A 14,840-nucleotide genomic window follows, 5' to 3' on the forward strand; every position below is an offset into this window, starting at 1 on the left:
GGAAGAGAGCGGCCCGAGGGGGTGATGGCCCGCGCGGCGGTGCTTCGGCGCCGCCGCGCGGGTGTGTGTGCGTGCGAGGGCGTGTGGGGGGTGCGAGGCGTGCAAGGCGTACGGGCGTGCAAGGCGTACGGGCGTGCAGGGCGTGCAGGGCGTGCAGGGCGTGCAGGGCGTGCAGGGCGTGCAGGGCGTGCAGGGCGTGCAGGGCGTACGGGCCGTGCAAGGCGTACGGGGCGTGCGGATCGGATCGTCCGTACGCCTGTTGTGCCGCGCCGCGCCCCGTGCTCGGGGAGCATCCCTCGCGGGCGGGGAACACCCCTCGTAGTACGGAGAGTTGAGCGCGTTACGGCTGCGGGAGCAGGCGTGGGCGCGCGGGTCCGGCCCGCTGCCCGGGCCCTGTCCGGCCGCTGCCGGGGCCGCTGTCCTGGGCACTCGCGGTCCTCACGGAGGCCCGTCCCTCAGGGGCTCAGGGCCAACCCGCAAGGGGTCGCGCCGGGGACTCCACCCTCAGGAGGTGAGCTTGAGTTCACCCCTACAACCTGAGGGGGACAAGCCTTCGGCACCTCCGGCCGATCCCCATCACGGGCGGCCGCTCCTAGCGTGGAGCCATGACCGTTACTGGGCATTGCACCAGCGCACCCCAGGCCGTCGCCGCCGTGCCGACGGCCACCGCAGTACGCCCTGCCGCCCGCCCGTCGCCCGCCACCACCCCTTCAACGAGCGCGAAGCGCCCCCCTTCCCTTCCGGCGGCCGCGAAGACCGGAAAAGCCGGAAAGACCGGCCGCCCGGCCGCCGCGATGGCCGGTGCCGGGCGTCAGGCCACGGCCCTGCGCGTCCCGGCACAGCACCGGACCCGTCCCGTGCGCCCGGCCGGAACCCCGCGCACGGAACCGTCCCCGTACGGGACCCTGACCTCCGCGCCGACCTCCGCGCCCGGACCGACCACCGCCGCGCAGACCGCTTCGGCCACCGCCTCGGCCACGGCCGCGTCCACCGCCCGGTCCCTGACCCGGGACCGGGGCCGTCCGGCCTCCGCCCCGGCCGTCCCGGACGCGCACCTCGTCTACCCCTCCTTCGCCTCGTACGTGAAGGAGCGCGGCCCGGTGCTGCTGCGCACCGCGCGCTCGCTGACCTCGAACGTCAATGACGCCGAGGACCTGTTGCAGACCGCGCTCACCAAGACGTACGTCGCCTGGGACCGGATAGCGGACCACCGGGCGCTGGACGGCTACGTACGCCGTGCGCTGGTGAACACCCGTACCTCGCAGTGGCGCAAGCGCAAGGTCGACGAGTTCTCCTGCGACGAGCTGCCCGAGCCGGAGTCGACGGTCCTCGAGGACCCGGCCGAGCAGCAGGCGCTCCGGGACGCCATGTGGGGCGCGATCACCAAGCTGCCCGATCGTCAGCGCGCGATGGTCGTCCTCAGGTACTACGAGGACCTCAGCGAGGTGCAGACCGCGGAGATACTCGGCGTCTCGGTCGGCACCGTGAAGTCCGCCGTCTCCCGCGCCCTCGGCAAGCTGCGTGAGGACCCGGAGCTGCGCCAGGGAGTCTGAGGGTCCGAGCCGGTCGGCCGAAGTGGTGGCCGAGCGGCCGAAGTGTCCCGGAATCTCCGCCTCCGCGAACACGGAGAGCGATTTGACGGCTCCGTTACAGCAACGTTGCGTCACGAGAGCAGGAACATACCGAAGGCTAGTGACAGAGCGTCCACTACCGCACCAGAATCACGAGGCGAAACCCGCCATCGCCTCGGGAGGCCACCGGTGTACAGCACGATGCAGGACGTTCCCCTGACCGTAAGCCGCATCCTGACCCACGGCGCGACCGTGCACGGTGCCGCCGAGGTCATCACCTGGACCGGCGAGGGTGACCCGCATCGACGTACGTACGCCGAGGTCGGTGTGCGCGCCGCGCAGCTCGCCCACGCCCTGCGCGACGAGCTCGGCGTGGTCGCCGACGAGAGGGTGGCGACCCTCGCCTGGAACAACGCGGAGCACCTGGAGACCTACCTCGCGGTTCCGTCCATGGGTGCCGTCCTGCACACCCTGAACCTGCGCCTGCCCGCCGAGCAGCTCGCGTGGATCATCAACCACGCCCAGGACCGGGTCGTCCTGGTCAACGGCACCGTGCTGCCGCTGCTCGTGCCGCTGCTCCCGCAGCTCCCGACCATCGAGCACCTCGTGGTGATCGGCCCCGGCGACCGTTCCGTGCTCGACGGGGCCTCGGTCCGGGTCCACGACTACGAGGAACTGCTCGCGGGCCGCGCCGAGAGCTACGACTGGCCGGAGATCGACGAGCGCCAGGCCGCCGCCCTGTGCTACACCTCCGGCACCACCGGCGACCCCAAGGGCGTGCTGTACAGCCACCGTTCGCTCTACCTGCACTCGATGCAGGTCAACAACGCCGAGTCGTTCGCGCTGACCTCCAAGGACATCGCGCTGCCGGTGGTCCCGATGTTCCACGTCAACGCCTGGGGCCTGCCGCACGCGGCCTTCATGGCGGGCACCTCGCTGCTGATGCCCGACCGCTTCCTGCAGCCGGTGCCGCTGGCCGAGATGATCGAGCGGATCCGCCCCACGGTCAGCGCCGCGGTGCCCACCATCTGGCAGGGCCTGCTCGGCGAACTCGACGCCAACAAGCGGGACATCAGCTCCCTGGCCACCGTGATCATCGGCGGCTCCGCGTGTCCGCCCTCGCTGATGCGCGGCTTCGAGGAGCGCCACCAGGTCCGTCTCGTACAGGCCTGGGGCATGACCGAGACCTCCCCGCTCGGCTGCGTCGGCCACCCGCCGGCCGGACTCACCCCCGAGGAGGAGTGGCCGTACCGCATCACGCAGGGCCGCTTCCCCGCCTCCGTGGAGGCCCGCCTCACCGGCCCGGCCGGTGAGCGGCTGCCCTGGGACGGCGAGTCCGCGGGCGAGCTGGAGGTCCGCGGCCCCTGGATCGCGGGCGCGTACTACGGCGGCGCCGCGGGCGAACCGCTGCGCCCCGACGACAAGTTCAGCGAGGACGGCTGGCTGAAGACCGGCGACGTCGGCACCATCACGCCGAACGGCTACCTGAACCTCACCGACCGCGCCAAGGACGTCATCAAGTCCGGCGGTGAGTGGATCTCCTCGGTCGAGCTGGAGAACGCCCTCATGGCGCACCCCGAGGTCGCCGAGGCCGCCGTCGTCGCGGTGCCGGACGAGAAGTGGGGCGAGCGCCCGCTGGCGACCGTGGTCCTCAAGGAGGGCTCGACGGCCGACTTCGCCGTACTGCGCGAATTCCTCGCCACCAAGATCGCCAAGTGGCAGCTCCCCGAGCGCTGGACGATCATCCCCGCCGTCCCCAAGACCAGCGTCGGCAAGTTCGACAAGAAGGTCATCCGCAGGCAGTACGCGGAGGGCGAGCTGGACGTCACCGAACTCTGAGGTCTGGACGTCACCGAACTCTGAGGTCTGGACGTCACCGAACTCCGAGGTTCCGTACGCCCGTTGCCGACCGCACCTGTGAAAGGGGCGGTCGGCGGCGGGCGTTCGTGTCGGGTGAGGGGTTGGGTGGTGAGGGATGGTGCCTCTCAACGACTCGGCTGGGCAGGCAAGTTCGCCAAGTCGCCTGCCTACTGCGCGGGTTGCGCAACTCGGCCTTGCGTCAAGGTTCTTGGGCAGGCGCTTCTTGTGCGGTCGCTGCGGTCGCTTCTTGTGGCGGGCGGGATCTTGGGTCCTCCTCCGCCAGTCGACGCAGGACGGCAGCGGCCTGTGCCTCGGGAGGGGTGCCGTCGTCCCGGATCCGCCAGTGGTGGTGGCGGATGTCCTCGGGCGGCTCCGGGTTCCCGGACTCCGTGTCCGGCAGGCGCAGGAAGGTCATCTCGACCACGTCGGGATCGCTGAAGTCGGTGGCGATCCGGCCCCGCTCCAGGCCCCATCGGCTCAGCAGTTCCGGCTTCTCGGCCAGCCCCTCCTTGATCAGGCGGGCCAGCGTGCGAGCAGGCCAGGACCAGGAGTGGTCGGCCTCGGCCCTGGCGATCTCCGCGTCGTAGGCGGCGGAGTCGAAGCGGTGGGTGAGCAGTACGGGGCCGAGTTCGAGGGCATCCGGCTTGCTCCACGGCAGCGTTCGCCGGAGCTCCCAGACCACCTCGCCCACCTCGTCCGCGTCGTCCGCGTCGTCCGCGTCGTGCCGGATGGTGACACCGAAACCGCCGCAACATCCCTCGGCACAGTCGGCTACGGCGAGTTGCACCGTACGGGGCTCCGCCGTGGCCCGCAGCTTGCCACCGTCCAACACATAGGCGGGGCCGAGGGCGGCACCGATACGGAAGGCCGCCGGTATCAGCGGGCGGCCGTCGACGAGGATGCGCGCCTGGACCGATTGACGCTTCGCCGGGTCGTTGACAACCACCTCGATGCGCAGCCTGCCGGGCGGCTCGGCAGTCAGCCGGAACGGCCGTTGCCGGGTGCGGCGGATCCAGTTCGCTCGGGTCCGCGGCTTCGGTTCGCGTGTGGCTCTACGCCCCCTCCGTCCCGTGGCTTCACCTGAGGCGTCGGGCGGGGCGTCGGCCGGGGCGCCAGCGACGGCGAGGTTCGCGCTCGCCCATCGGGGCTCGGCGAGGAGCCGTTCCAGCGCATCCAGCAAGGTCGCGCGCCGTCCCGGAGGCCAGTCCAGGAGCACGCCGGTACCGCTGCTCAGGTCCAGTGCGAGCGAGAGCAGCAGGGCGGCGTTGTCGAGGGTGGCCGGGAGCAGGCCGGCCCGGGTGACCACCCGGTCGTAGAGGCCGAGTGCGTCGTGGCAGTGGAGCAGGTGGTGCGCGTCGTCGGGCGCGCACCCCATCCGGACCAGCAGTCTGCCCGCTCGGGCGAGCAGGTCGGCGTCGGAGGGCAACTGGTCCAATAGGTGCGGGAGTTGAGAGGCCTCCGCGAGTCGGCGGGCCTCTGCGCCGCAGACGAAACGGTGAGTGAAGGGACACGCGACCAGCTCCGTGCGTATGGCCTGCCCCTCCTCCGCACGCAACGTTCGGATCAGTGGCCGCAGTTCGTCGCGGTCGGCGTACACCGTGAGCCAGACGACGGCCGCGGCCCGGCTGTCGAGATTGTCGAGTGCGTGGACCGCCGGCTTGGTGAACTCCCGGACGAGGCCGAGACGGAAGAGGTGCGGAACGTCCTCGGCCTCGCCGACGCGGGCGAGCAGTGCCAGGCCCGTGAGGACGGCGGGCATGTCGGCACTCGTCCGGACCAACTGCCGAGCCAGCCTGCGGGCAGCGTCGAACTGACTTTCCGGCAAGGGAAGTTCGGCGACGGCGAAGCGGATCGGATTCCGGTGACGGTACCGAATGCCGAGCCGTTCGAAACGGCGGTGCAGGGTGTCGGCATCGTCCGGGAGCGGGCTGAGCGCCTCCCGGAGGGCTTCCTTCGCCTCGCGGCCCGAGGGTGGCTTCTTGTGTGCCGCGGACTGGCTGGGGCTCGGGAGGGAGAAGCCGCCTTGGGGCGGGATTCCGTCGGGGCAATCGCCCAGCAGGCGCAGGACCTTGTCGTACAGGGCGGTCGGGGAAGCAGTCGGGGGAGCAGGCGGTGAGGCAGTCGGGGGAGCGAGCGCGTCGCGCTCTTCCTCGGCGCTCACCGGGTGAAGTGGGACTCGATTCCGTAGGTCATGCGCGCAGCCTGGCAGCCGGAGCCTGCCGTGTCCAAGGAATTAGCCGAAGGAAATACCGGAGCGTGGACACAACACCGCTGGCAGGGAAGGCACTTCCGCGCCCGTGGCGAGAACTCCCGGCGTGCGGAAGGGACTTCCGGAGCGGGTACGAACGAACCCCGCGCGGATGCGAACGAACCCCCAGCAGGTGCGAACGAACCCCGAGTGGCAGCGGTCCTTGTGTCCCGGTCGACGGACCCCGCCACCGGAGAACCCTGGGGCCCGGGCCCGCCCCAACTCCCTCAACCCTGAGGCGCGTTGGTCCCGATCCGGGTCAGCAGGTCGACGATGTGGCTCTGTACCTCCGGGCTGGTCGAACGCTCGGCGAGGAAGAGCACCGTCTCACCCGCGGCGAGGCGCGGGAGGTCCTGGTGGTCGACGGCGGCGGTGTAGACGACCAGCGGGGTGCGGTTCAACTGCCCGTTGGCGCGCAGCCAGTCGACGATTCCCGCCTGGTCGCGGTGGACGCCCATGAGGTCCATCACCACCAGGTTGGGCCGGATCTGGGTGGCCAGACGTACCGCTTCCTGGTCGTCCGGCGCGCACGTGACCTGCATGCCGCGCCGCTCCAGGGTGGCGGTGAGCGCGAGCGCGATCTCCTCGTGCCGCTCGATCAACAGCACACGCGGCGGGTGCTGTTCGCTGTCGCGCGGTGCGAGGGCCTTGAGGAGTACGGCGGGGTCGGCGCCGTACGCGGCCTCGCGGCTGGCCTGGCCGAGTCCCGCCGTCACCAGGACCGGCACCTCGGCGGCCACCGCGGCCTGGCGCAGCGACTGGAGGGCGGTCCGGGTAATGGGGCCGGTGAGCGGGTCGACGAAGAGGGCCGCGGGGAAGGCGGCGATCTGGGCGTCGACCTCGGCACGCGAGTTCACGGTGACGGGCCGGTAGCCACGGTCGCTCAGCGCCTGCTGGGTCCCCATGTCGGGCGCGGGCCAGACCAGCAGCCGACGGGGGTTGTCCAGCGGCTCGGGCGGCAACTCGTCGTCCAGGTGCTGGCGTTGGGGGCGCTCGGCGATCTCGACGGCGCCGCCGGGGCCGTCCAGCGGCTCCGGGCCCTCGTCGGCGTTCTCGTCCGGCGCGCCGATCGCGTACGAGCGGCCACCGCCCTCGGACGCGGCGGGACGCGCCAACGCCGTCCCGTTCCCGTTCCCGCCGAGCGGCTGCCGCCGCGCACCCGTGTCACCGGAACCACCGCGCTCGCCGGGCGTCCCGAGCTTCCGCCGCCGTCCGCTGGTGGACTGCTGTCCGCCGGAGCCTGGGCCGCCTGGGCCGCCTTGCGTCTGGCCGCCGGAGGCCTGGACCGGGGTCCCCTGGCTTGGGGTGGCTTGTCCGGCTCCGGCCTGTCCGGCTCCGGTCTGGCCCGGGGCGGGCTGTCCGGGTCCGGGCTGTCCGGTGGACGCGGAGGCTGCGGGGCGGGGCGGTACCGGGGTCTGGCCGGTGTGCGGGCCGGTGCCGGGCTGGGGTGCGGCGGCGGGCAGGGCCTGGGCGGTACGTCCTGTGGTACGCGGCTGCGGCAGGGCGCCCGAGCGCTGCTGCTCGGCGATACGGCGGCCGAAGGGCACGCCCTGTCCGAGGGTGCGCACGCTGATGGCGCGCCCCTGTGTGGAGTCGGGGTCGGGCGCGGGCTGCCCGAGGGGTACGCCGCCGGTGTCGCCGGTGGCGCCCGCCTCGGCCGGGAGCGGTTGGGCGAGGGAGCGGCCCGAGCCCGAGGTGTGCGAGGTCGGCCCGGTCGGGGTGCCGTGCGACGGGGTACCCGGCGTGCCCTGCGCGGGATTTGCCGTCCGCGGATCCGTGGCGGGAGCCGTACCGCCCCAGGGGCCCGGGGCGGGCTGGCCGCCCTGGGTGTGCGGAGAGCCCGCAGCGTGGGCGGCATCCGGGGCGTCCGGAGCCTGCGCGGGGTTCGGGGTGTTCGGGCCGTCCGGGGTGGCGATCCTGGGATCGCGGATCCCGGGCACGGGGCCGCCGGGCGCACCGGGCGCAGGCAGCTGAGGCCGGGCGCGGCCGGAAGCCTGAGTGGCCTGAGCGGCGTGATACGCCTGAGCGGGGAGGGCACCGGCCGGTGTCCCGTTGCCGGGCCCGGGTGCCGGGACGGGCGCGGCCTCCGGCAACGGCTGAGCCGTCGTACCGGGACGCCGGACACCGGGCGGCCGCCCGGGAGCCTCGATCGGCCGTGCGGCATCCATCGACCGTGCGGATTCCATGGGATGGCCCTGGCCCTGGCTCTGGGCCCCGGCCTCCCGCCCGCGACCCTCAACCGCCCCTGCCTGACCGGGAGTTCCGAGTCCGTCGGTGGCCGGTGCGCCCTGCTCGGCGGCAGCGGCGGAGCGGCCACGGCGGCGGCCGGTGGGTGCCGGACTGGGGTGGGCCTGCGGCGGGGTGAAGTCGTCGGGGCCGTCCGTGAGCAGCATGGTGTGCTGGCCCGCGTCGTTGGCGTGGCCCCAAGCCTGTCCGTGCCCCTGCGGGCCGCCCCGGTCCTCCGGGGAACGGTCCGCCTCGGCGGGCGGCAGCGCGAACACCCGTCCGCCCGCCGCCTCCTGCGCCGAGGACCGCTCGGCCGCGGCCGCCAGCGCACGCCGACGGCGCCCGGCAGGCTGCTGCACGCCCTCACCCTCGGGACCCGGCATGCCCGTACCGGACGGACCACCCGTACCCGCCGAACTGCCCGTACCACTGGGCAGACCAGGAGCCCCAAGGGTCCCGTGAGCGGCCGCGAGCGCGGCGGCACCCGGAAGAGCCCGGGCACCGGGAAGCGCGGCGGCACCCGCCCCGCCCGGCCCCGCCGGTCCGGCGCCGGGCCGACGCACACCCGCGAGGCCCGCGGCGGGCACCGGCTGCCCGAGCCCACCGTGCGGTCCGTTCTGAGGGCGGTCCTGAGATCCGTCCCGAGCGTCGTCCCGAGATCCGTCCTGAGGTCGGTTCGTGCCACGGCCCTGCGCGGGGACGCCGCCCCGGCCGACCTGACCCTGGGCACCCGCACCCTGACCGGGCACCCCGCCATGGCGGCCGGGACCGGAAGCCTCCACGGCTCCGTGGCCGCTACGGGCCGCCGGAACACCGGGAGTTGACGGGAGTCCGGGAGCCGCGGGGCCTCCAGGAAGCTGCTGAGAACCCCCGGGGTTCTGAAGGTTCCCCGGTTGCCGACTGTTCGGCGCACCCGGCGGAACGGGAGCACCGGACGGTACGGAAGCACCGGGCCCCGCGCCCAGGGCATTGCGCGCCGCTGGAGCACTCGCACCGGGCTGCCCCGGCTGACCCGACTGAGCCGTGGAAGGAGAGGGAGCCGCCGGGAGTGCCGGGGCGTTGCCCTCGCGTCGGGCGCGGCGGCCGGTGGGAGCCGGTACGCCCTGCGGCGGCACCGTGTCACCGAGCCGCTGGCCGGGCGCCGACTCACCGGAAGCCGTCACGGCGCCCTCGGCCGGGCTCGGCCTGCCGCGCCTGCGGCCGGTACCGCGCGCGGCGGGCACCTCGGCGCCCGTACCGGCACCACCGTTCGTACCGTTCGTACCGTTCGCATCGCCCGAAGCGCTCGTGTCGCCCGCGCCCCCGGCCGTCGCCTCGCGATCGCCCCCGGAGACCTGCGCGTCCGGCGCCGCACCGGCGCCCTCCGCCTTGCGTCGACGACGCCGCCCGGTCCCGGCCTGCGCCGCACCGGCACCGTCCGTACCACCGGCGCCCGCACCGGCACCCTCGGTACCGCCCGCGCCGGAGCCCGAGGCGCTCACGCCGGAGCCCGAAGTACCGCCTCCGGAAGCCGAGTTGCCGGTCTGCTCGTGGCTCGGCGTGTCTGTCTGTGTGTCCGTCTGCGTGTCCGGCCGCGCGCCACGCCCCGGGAGCCCGCTGTCCAGGAACGCGTCCACCGAGGACCGCCTGGCCCGCCTGCGCCCACCCCCGGCCGTCGCGCCGGAGGCCGCACCGGCCCCGTCCGTGCCGGGTCCGGCCCCGTCCACGCCGGATCCATCCGTACCGACACCACCAGGCGCCCCGAACTCCCCGGTCTCCGAAGGTCCTTCAAACCCTTCGAACTCCCCGGACCCTTCGAACTCCCTGGCCCCGTCGAACTCTCCAGACGCTCCGAACTCCCCTGAAGCAGCCGATCCCGACGCCCCCGAAGCCCCCGAAGCAGCGGATCCCGCACCCGGCCCGGCAGCCCCGCCCCGGGTGCCGCCTTGGTCGGCCTGCTCGCCCTCTCCCTGCCCCACGGCCCCCGCCCCGGCGCCGATCGGCACCTCCAGGACGAACGCGCGGCCGCTCATGCCGGGCACCTCGTGGGTCTGGAGCACGCCGCCGTGGGCGCGTACCACGCCGCGCACGATGGGCTCGTGGACCGGGTTGCCGCCCGCGTAGGGGCCGCGTACCTCGATCCGTACGACCTCGCCGCGCTGCGCGGCGGCCACGACGATCGTCGAGTCCATGTAACCGCTGGCCGCCACGGGGGCGTTGCCGGTCGCGTCGACCCCGGCGACGTCGGCGACGAGGTGCGCGAGCGCGGTGGCGAGGCGTTCCGGGTCGACCTCGGCCTCGATGGGCGGGGCGTGTACGGCGAACTGGGCGCGGCCGGGGCCGATCAGTTCGACGGCGCCCTCGACACCGGCGGTGACCACCGCGTCGAGCAGGACGGTGCGGCGGTTCAGGTCGTCCGTACCGGCGTCGAGGCGCTGGTAGCCGAGGACGTTGTCGACGAGTGTGGTGATACGGGCGTAACCGGCGGACAGGTAGTGCAGGACCTGGTTGGCCTCGGGCCAGAGCTGGCCCGCGTCGTCGGCGGCGAGCTTGCCCAGCTCGCGGCGGAGTTCGTCGAGCGGGCCGCGCAGTGAGCCGCCGAGCATCTCCATGAGCTGGTCGTGCCGCGCGTCCAGGGCCTCGTACCGGTCCTGTTCGCGCTCGGCGAGCGCCGCGTACCGGTCCTTCTCGCCCGCGAGCTGCTCGTCGTGCTCCTCGGTCAGCCGCGCCAGCTCGGCGGAGTGCTCCTCGCGCAGCGCGGCCAGGGCGGCCTCGTGCTCCTCGCGCAGCGTCGTCAGGGTGGTGGTGTGCTCCTCGCGCAGGGTGGCGAGGGTGCTCTCGTACTTCTCGGCCTGGGCCTTCTTCGCCGCGGCGAGCTTGTCGAACGCCCGCCGGTCGGTGAACGTCAGCACCGCGCCGACCAGCTGATCGCCGTCCCGTACCGGCGAGGTCGTCAGGTCCACCGGCACCGGATCGCCGCTCTTGGCCCACATGACCTGTCCGCGCACCCGGTGCTTGCGCCCGGAGCGCAGGGTGTCGGCGAGCGGCGACTCGTCGTACGGGAAGGGCTCGCCGTCGGCCCGCGAGTGCAGGACGAGCGGGTGCAGCAGATGGCCGCCGAGGTCGCTGGCCCGGTAGCCGAGGATCTGGGCCACGGCCGGGTTGACCAGGACCACCCGGCCCTCGGTGTCGGTGCCCACGACGCCCTCGGCCGCGGCGCGCAGGATCATCTCCGTCTGCCGCTGCGAACGGGCCAGTTCGGCCTCGGTGTCGACGGTGCCGCTGAGGTCGCGCACGACGACCATCAGCAGTTCGTCGCCGGAGTAGGCGTAACCGTCGTACGCCTCCTTGCCGTTCTCCAGATTCGCGCTAGTGACCTCGACCGGGAACTCGCTGCCGTCGGTGCGGCGGGCGGTCATCCGGTTCGGTTTGGTGCGCCCGGCGGCGTCGAGGGAGGCGGGCCTGCGCATCGAGCCGGGGATCAGACGGGAGTCGAAGACGGGCAGCAGATCGAGCAGTCCGCGCCCGACGAGCGCGCAGCCGGGGGTCTCGAAGGTCTCCAGGGCGACGCTGTTGGCGTTGACGACGGTGCCGTTGGCGTTGACCAGCACCAGTGCGTCCGGCAGCGCATCGAGTATCGCAGCGAGGCGAGCAGCGCCTCGGGATGGCCTGCTGCTCACGACGAAGCTTCCTCCCTGTTACCGCACCTTGCCGACTCGCTAGGCCATCTTGCCCGCTGACCCCACGCGTGTCACGGGAGGGAGTCTACGGGCAGGCGTTGCGCTCGCGACGCCGGACGTGATCCGGCCCGCGCACGAACCGAACGAAGAGCACAAGCGGAGCGAATCGGGGGCGGGGACGAGTCGCCCGAAGACACCGGTACGGGTGGGGAGATGGCGCTCGGGCGTCCGGACGGTGCGAAAAGTGAGCGGCAGGGAGACCTCGGGCGAATCCGGGGCGGGCGCGGGGAAGGTACGGGAATCCTGCGCGAAGTGGGGAGGAAGAGTGGGCGAACGGGGGCGCGCCCCGGATTCACCCGCGCCCGCGCACACGCCCGAGCCCGCGCCGGGTCACGCTGGTCCGGTCCGGTGCGGAGAGGCGCGGACCGGTGTGAGGAAGCGCGGACCGGTGCGGGGAGGCGAGGGGAGGCGCGGACCGGCGCAGGTGGGCGCGGGCTGGTCAGCCGAGCGTCAGCGGTGGGCCCCGGCGGTGTGGTCGACCGGGCGGTCGTCGCCACGGCCGCCGATGACGGGGATGACCGGGACCATCTCGTTCCACTCCGAGATGGCACAGCCGTCGCGACGGTCGTACGTGACGTCCACGGGGTGGTTGTGCCAGGTACCGGTGATCCGCGCCTTGGCCGGTCCGCCGTACTGCATGGTGCACATCGGCGCCTGCGCCGCCCGCTCCCCGCCGGGGCCGGGCTTGCCCTGCGCCGCGCGGCGTCCCTTTCGCTGCTCGCTCTCGGCGAACGCGTAACCGCGCTCGGCCTCCAGCTCGGCCAGCCGCTCGCACGCCTGCCGCGCCTTGGGGTGGTTGCCGCTCGCCGGATTGCAGTTCAGCTGGTACGTCCCGTTGAGCGAGCTGTCGGCCTCGGTCACGGTGACTTTCAGCCGGTCCGGGGCGGCGATCGGGGACGGGTCCAGCGGCAGTGGCAGCAGCGATTCGGCGTGCGCGGCGACGGGTGCGGCGGCGAGGACGAGCAGGCCGAAGGAGGCGGAGAGGGCGAGGCGGCGCAGCATGGCGACTCCACAGTGATCACGCGTACGCCTGGGCGGCGCACGGTCTCTGCCGCGTTCAACGCCCAAAGCGCCCGGACGTTGCGCCCCGCCACCCGACTTGGCTCGATCGGGACCCGGCCGCGTCCGTCCGGCCGCCCCCGCTTGCGGACGGCACCGATCCGCCGGAGGGTGGCGGCGCTCACAGCCGGGCAGGGCGGGGCGGAGCGTGAGCGAAATTGGCGGAGACTCCGCTCGGGCCGATCCAGTACCGTGGGGTGCGATTGGTGACACCCCGGCGGACTGTGTCATCATCTGCACGCACCCGCTTCACGCAGGTGTGCTGGAGGCGTCGCCTAGTCCGGTCTATGGCGCCGCACTGCTAATGCGGTTTGGGGCTTAAACCCCATCGAGGGTTCAAATCCCTCCGCCTCCGCCGAAGATCCGAAGCCCTGGCCAGACGGCCGGGGCTTCGATCGTTTGTGCCCCGCTCTCACCGGTACGGGTGAGTGGTGGTGCCGGTGGGGGTGGCGGGTCGCGCGCGCGGGGGCGTGCGGGCCGCGACGTGCCGCGAGGACGCTGATCAGGCCCCGCCAGGCAGGGGCACTCAGAGGGAGTTTTCCCAGGTCAGGCGGGGTGCGGGTAATGGATTTCGCCTGACGGCCCAGGTCATGTAATGTTGTTCCCGCAACGCCGACCGGGACGAAAACCGGCCGGGGAGCACAACAAAACAAGCACTCGTAGCTTAACGGATAGAGCATCTGACTACGGATCAGAAGGTTGCAGGTTCGAATCCTGCCGAGTGCACAGCAGACCAGAGGCCCTGTGGAGTGATCCACAGGGCCTCTGGCTTTGGCTTGACGGCAGCGTTTGACGGCAACCCCTCAGAGGATGTCCGTGGTCACGCGGTTCGAACTGTGGCCAGAACCTCCATGATCATGCGGGCGTCGGTGCCCTGTCCGTGGGGGAGCGAAGCACAGGTGCGGCGCAGATCGTGGAAGCGGACCTTGCGGACGTCGGCGCGAGCATCCAGAGCCTCAAAGGAGCCGCCAGGAGCTGACGCCCTTCCTCGACGGTGAGCGGTTCGATATCACGCTTCGTTCCCATGCTCAGCTCCACGTTCCGCGCCACGATGCGGGGCAACTCGTCTTCACGGACGGCGTGCTGGAGAGCCGCCCGCAGGATCACGAGAAGGAAGCGCACGGTTCGGTCTGAGGGGAGCTTGTTGCAGCACTTGCCAAGGGCGCAGCAACGACTCGTAGTTGACGTACAACGGCGCCGCACCAATCGCTGCCGAGCACTACGGCCGCGCCGTCCTCGACAGTCGAGGGCGAGGGTGAGCAGCCCGGACAGGTGTATGAGCCGGGTGGCCTCCGATGTGGTCCGAAGCGCCGCCTCTCCTAGCTTGATCTGTCCGTGAAGGGGCTTGGACCCTTCGGAAAGAAACTGACGCTAGCGGAGTGATTTGGGCCCAACTCCATCCAATTTCGCACGCTTGCCTGCAAGACGTCCTCTAGCTTGTGACGGGCTTCGGGAATTGCCCCCGGCAATCTCAGCAGGCCGCCCGAGCTTTCCGAGGGATATCCGGAGTCGATCCTCGATGACGAGAAAGCCCGTAAGGCGGTCTGAGCGGTCCGGTCCCCAGCAGCACGGCTGCTGGGGACCGACGGCGAAGAGAAGGCTCCGCCCCTCGCACCGCGGATTTCGGTTCCGCCGTGCTCACAGAATCAGGAGACCCACGTTGCGCCTGGTCATCCCCTCGCTCGCCGCCGGTGCCGTCGCCTTCGCGCTCGCGGGCGCTGCCCCCGCGGGGGCCTATCCGGCCGCCGACTCTGTCACCCGGATCTCCTCATGGAGAAGCGGTGTGAACTACTGCCTGGACGCATCCGCTGACGGTGGCGTGAACGCGCATCGGTGTTCGACAGCCAATGGATACATGAAATGGAAGTGGATCCACAAGGAGGGCTTCGTCCGCCTGCAGAACCAGGAAACCGGTCAGTGCCTGGCCCAGAGCGGTGGCAGCCTCGCCACCATCAGGTGCGACTCGGACGGCTATGACCACGTCTGGCGCGCACGGGACCGCGACGAGGGTCGCGTCTCCATCAACAACGTGCGCAGCAACTATTACCTCGGGCTGAATGGCCGCGGGGATCCCTTTTTGTACTCGATTCAGGACTCCCTCGCGGATAAGTGGGACACTCCAGCCGTCGCCTAGGAGCTGTTCGGGGTTCGGATCTT

General features: G+C 72.3%; 7 protein-coding genes and 2 tRNA genes. 6 read left to right on the forward strand and 3 right to left on the reverse strand.

Annotated features, from left to right (window positions below):
• Window positions 1-133 precede the first annotated feature (133 nt).
• The 3 genes from HUT18_RS17510 (at window position 134) to HUT18_RS17520 (ending at window position 3,410) form a co-directional block, all read left to right on the forward strand.
• Window positions 134-322 carry a hypothetical protein gene (locus HUT18_RS17510; protein WP_176101581.1) on the forward strand — a complete coding sequence of 63 codons (189 nt, stop codon included), beginning with the start codon at window positions 134-136 and terminating at the stop codon, window positions 320-322.
• Window positions 323-1,001: 679 nt separating this feature from the next.
• On the forward strand, window positions 1,002-1,553 hold the full coding sequence (locus HUT18_RS17515; protein WP_176104602.1) for a SigE family RNA polymerase sigma factor: 552 nt from the start codon (window positions 1,002-1,004) through the stop codon (window positions 1,551-1,553).
• A gap of 207 nt (window positions 1,554-1,760) precedes the next feature.
• Window positions 1,761-3,410 carry a long-chain fatty acid--CoA ligase gene (locus HUT18_RS17520; protein ID WP_176101582.1) on the forward strand — a complete coding sequence of 550 codons (1,650 nt, stop codon included), beginning with the start codon at window positions 1,761-1,763 and terminating at the stop codon, window positions 3,408-3,410.
• Window positions 3,411-3,630: 220 nt separating this feature from the next.
• On the opposite strand, the gene HUT18_RS17525 is transcribed toward HUT18_RS17520, so the two are convergent.
• The 3 genes from HUT18_RS17525 to HUT18_RS17535 form a co-directional block, all read right to left on the reverse strand.
• Window positions 3,631-5,592, reverse strand: coding sequence for a hypothetical protein (locus HUT18_RS17525; protein ID WP_176101583.1), 1,962 nt, complete (start codon window positions 5,590-5,592; stop codon window positions 3,631-3,633).
• A 314-nt stretch (window positions 5,593-5,906) separates the two neighbouring features.
• The gene (locus tag HUT18_RS17530; protein WP_176101584.1) at window positions 5,907-11,564 is read right to left on the reverse strand and encodes a PAS domain-containing protein; all 5,658 of its coding nucleotides are present in this window, start codon (window positions 11,562-11,564) and stop codon (window positions 5,907-5,909) included.
• A gap of 510 nt (window positions 11,565-12,074) precedes the next feature.
• Window positions 12,075-12,626: an SSI family serine proteinase inhibitor gene (locus tag HUT18_RS17535; protein ID WP_176101585.1), complete on the reverse strand. Its 552-nt coding sequence runs from the start codon at window positions 12,624-12,626 to the stop codon at window positions 12,075-12,077.
• A 321-nt stretch (window positions 12,627-12,947) separates the two neighbouring features.
• Between HUT18_RS17535 and HUT18_RS17540 the strand changes: the two genes are divergently transcribed.
• The 3 genes from HUT18_RS17540 (at window position 12,948) to HUT18_RS17550 (ending at window position 14,817) form a co-directional block, all read left to right on the forward strand.
• Window positions 12,948-13,038, forward strand: a tRNA-Ser gene (locus HUT18_RS17540).
• A gap of 298 nt (window positions 13,039-13,336) precedes the next feature.
• Window positions 13,337-13,409, forward strand: a tRNA-Arg gene (locus tag HUT18_RS17545).
• 934 nt (window positions 13,410-14,343) lie between these two features.
• The gene (locus HUT18_RS17550; RefSeq protein WP_176101586.1) at window positions 14,344-14,817 is read left to right on the forward strand and encodes an RICIN domain-containing protein; all 474 of its coding nucleotides are present in this window, start codon (window positions 14,344-14,346) and stop codon (window positions 14,815-14,817) included.
• The last annotated feature ends 23 nt before the right edge of the window (window positions 14,818-14,840 follow it).

Origin of the sequence: Streptomyces sp. NA04227 (genome assembly GCF_013364195.1) — a bacterium.
Classification (GTDB): Bacteria; Actinomycetota; Actinomycetes; order Streptomycetales; family Streptomycetaceae; genus Streptomyces.

Excerpts from the sequence above, each read along its gene's own strand:
- HUT18_RS17535 (WP_176101585.1), bottom strand. The coding sequence starts at position 12,626 with ATGCTGCGCCGCCTCGCCCTCTCCGCCTCCTTCGGCCTGCTCGTCCTC.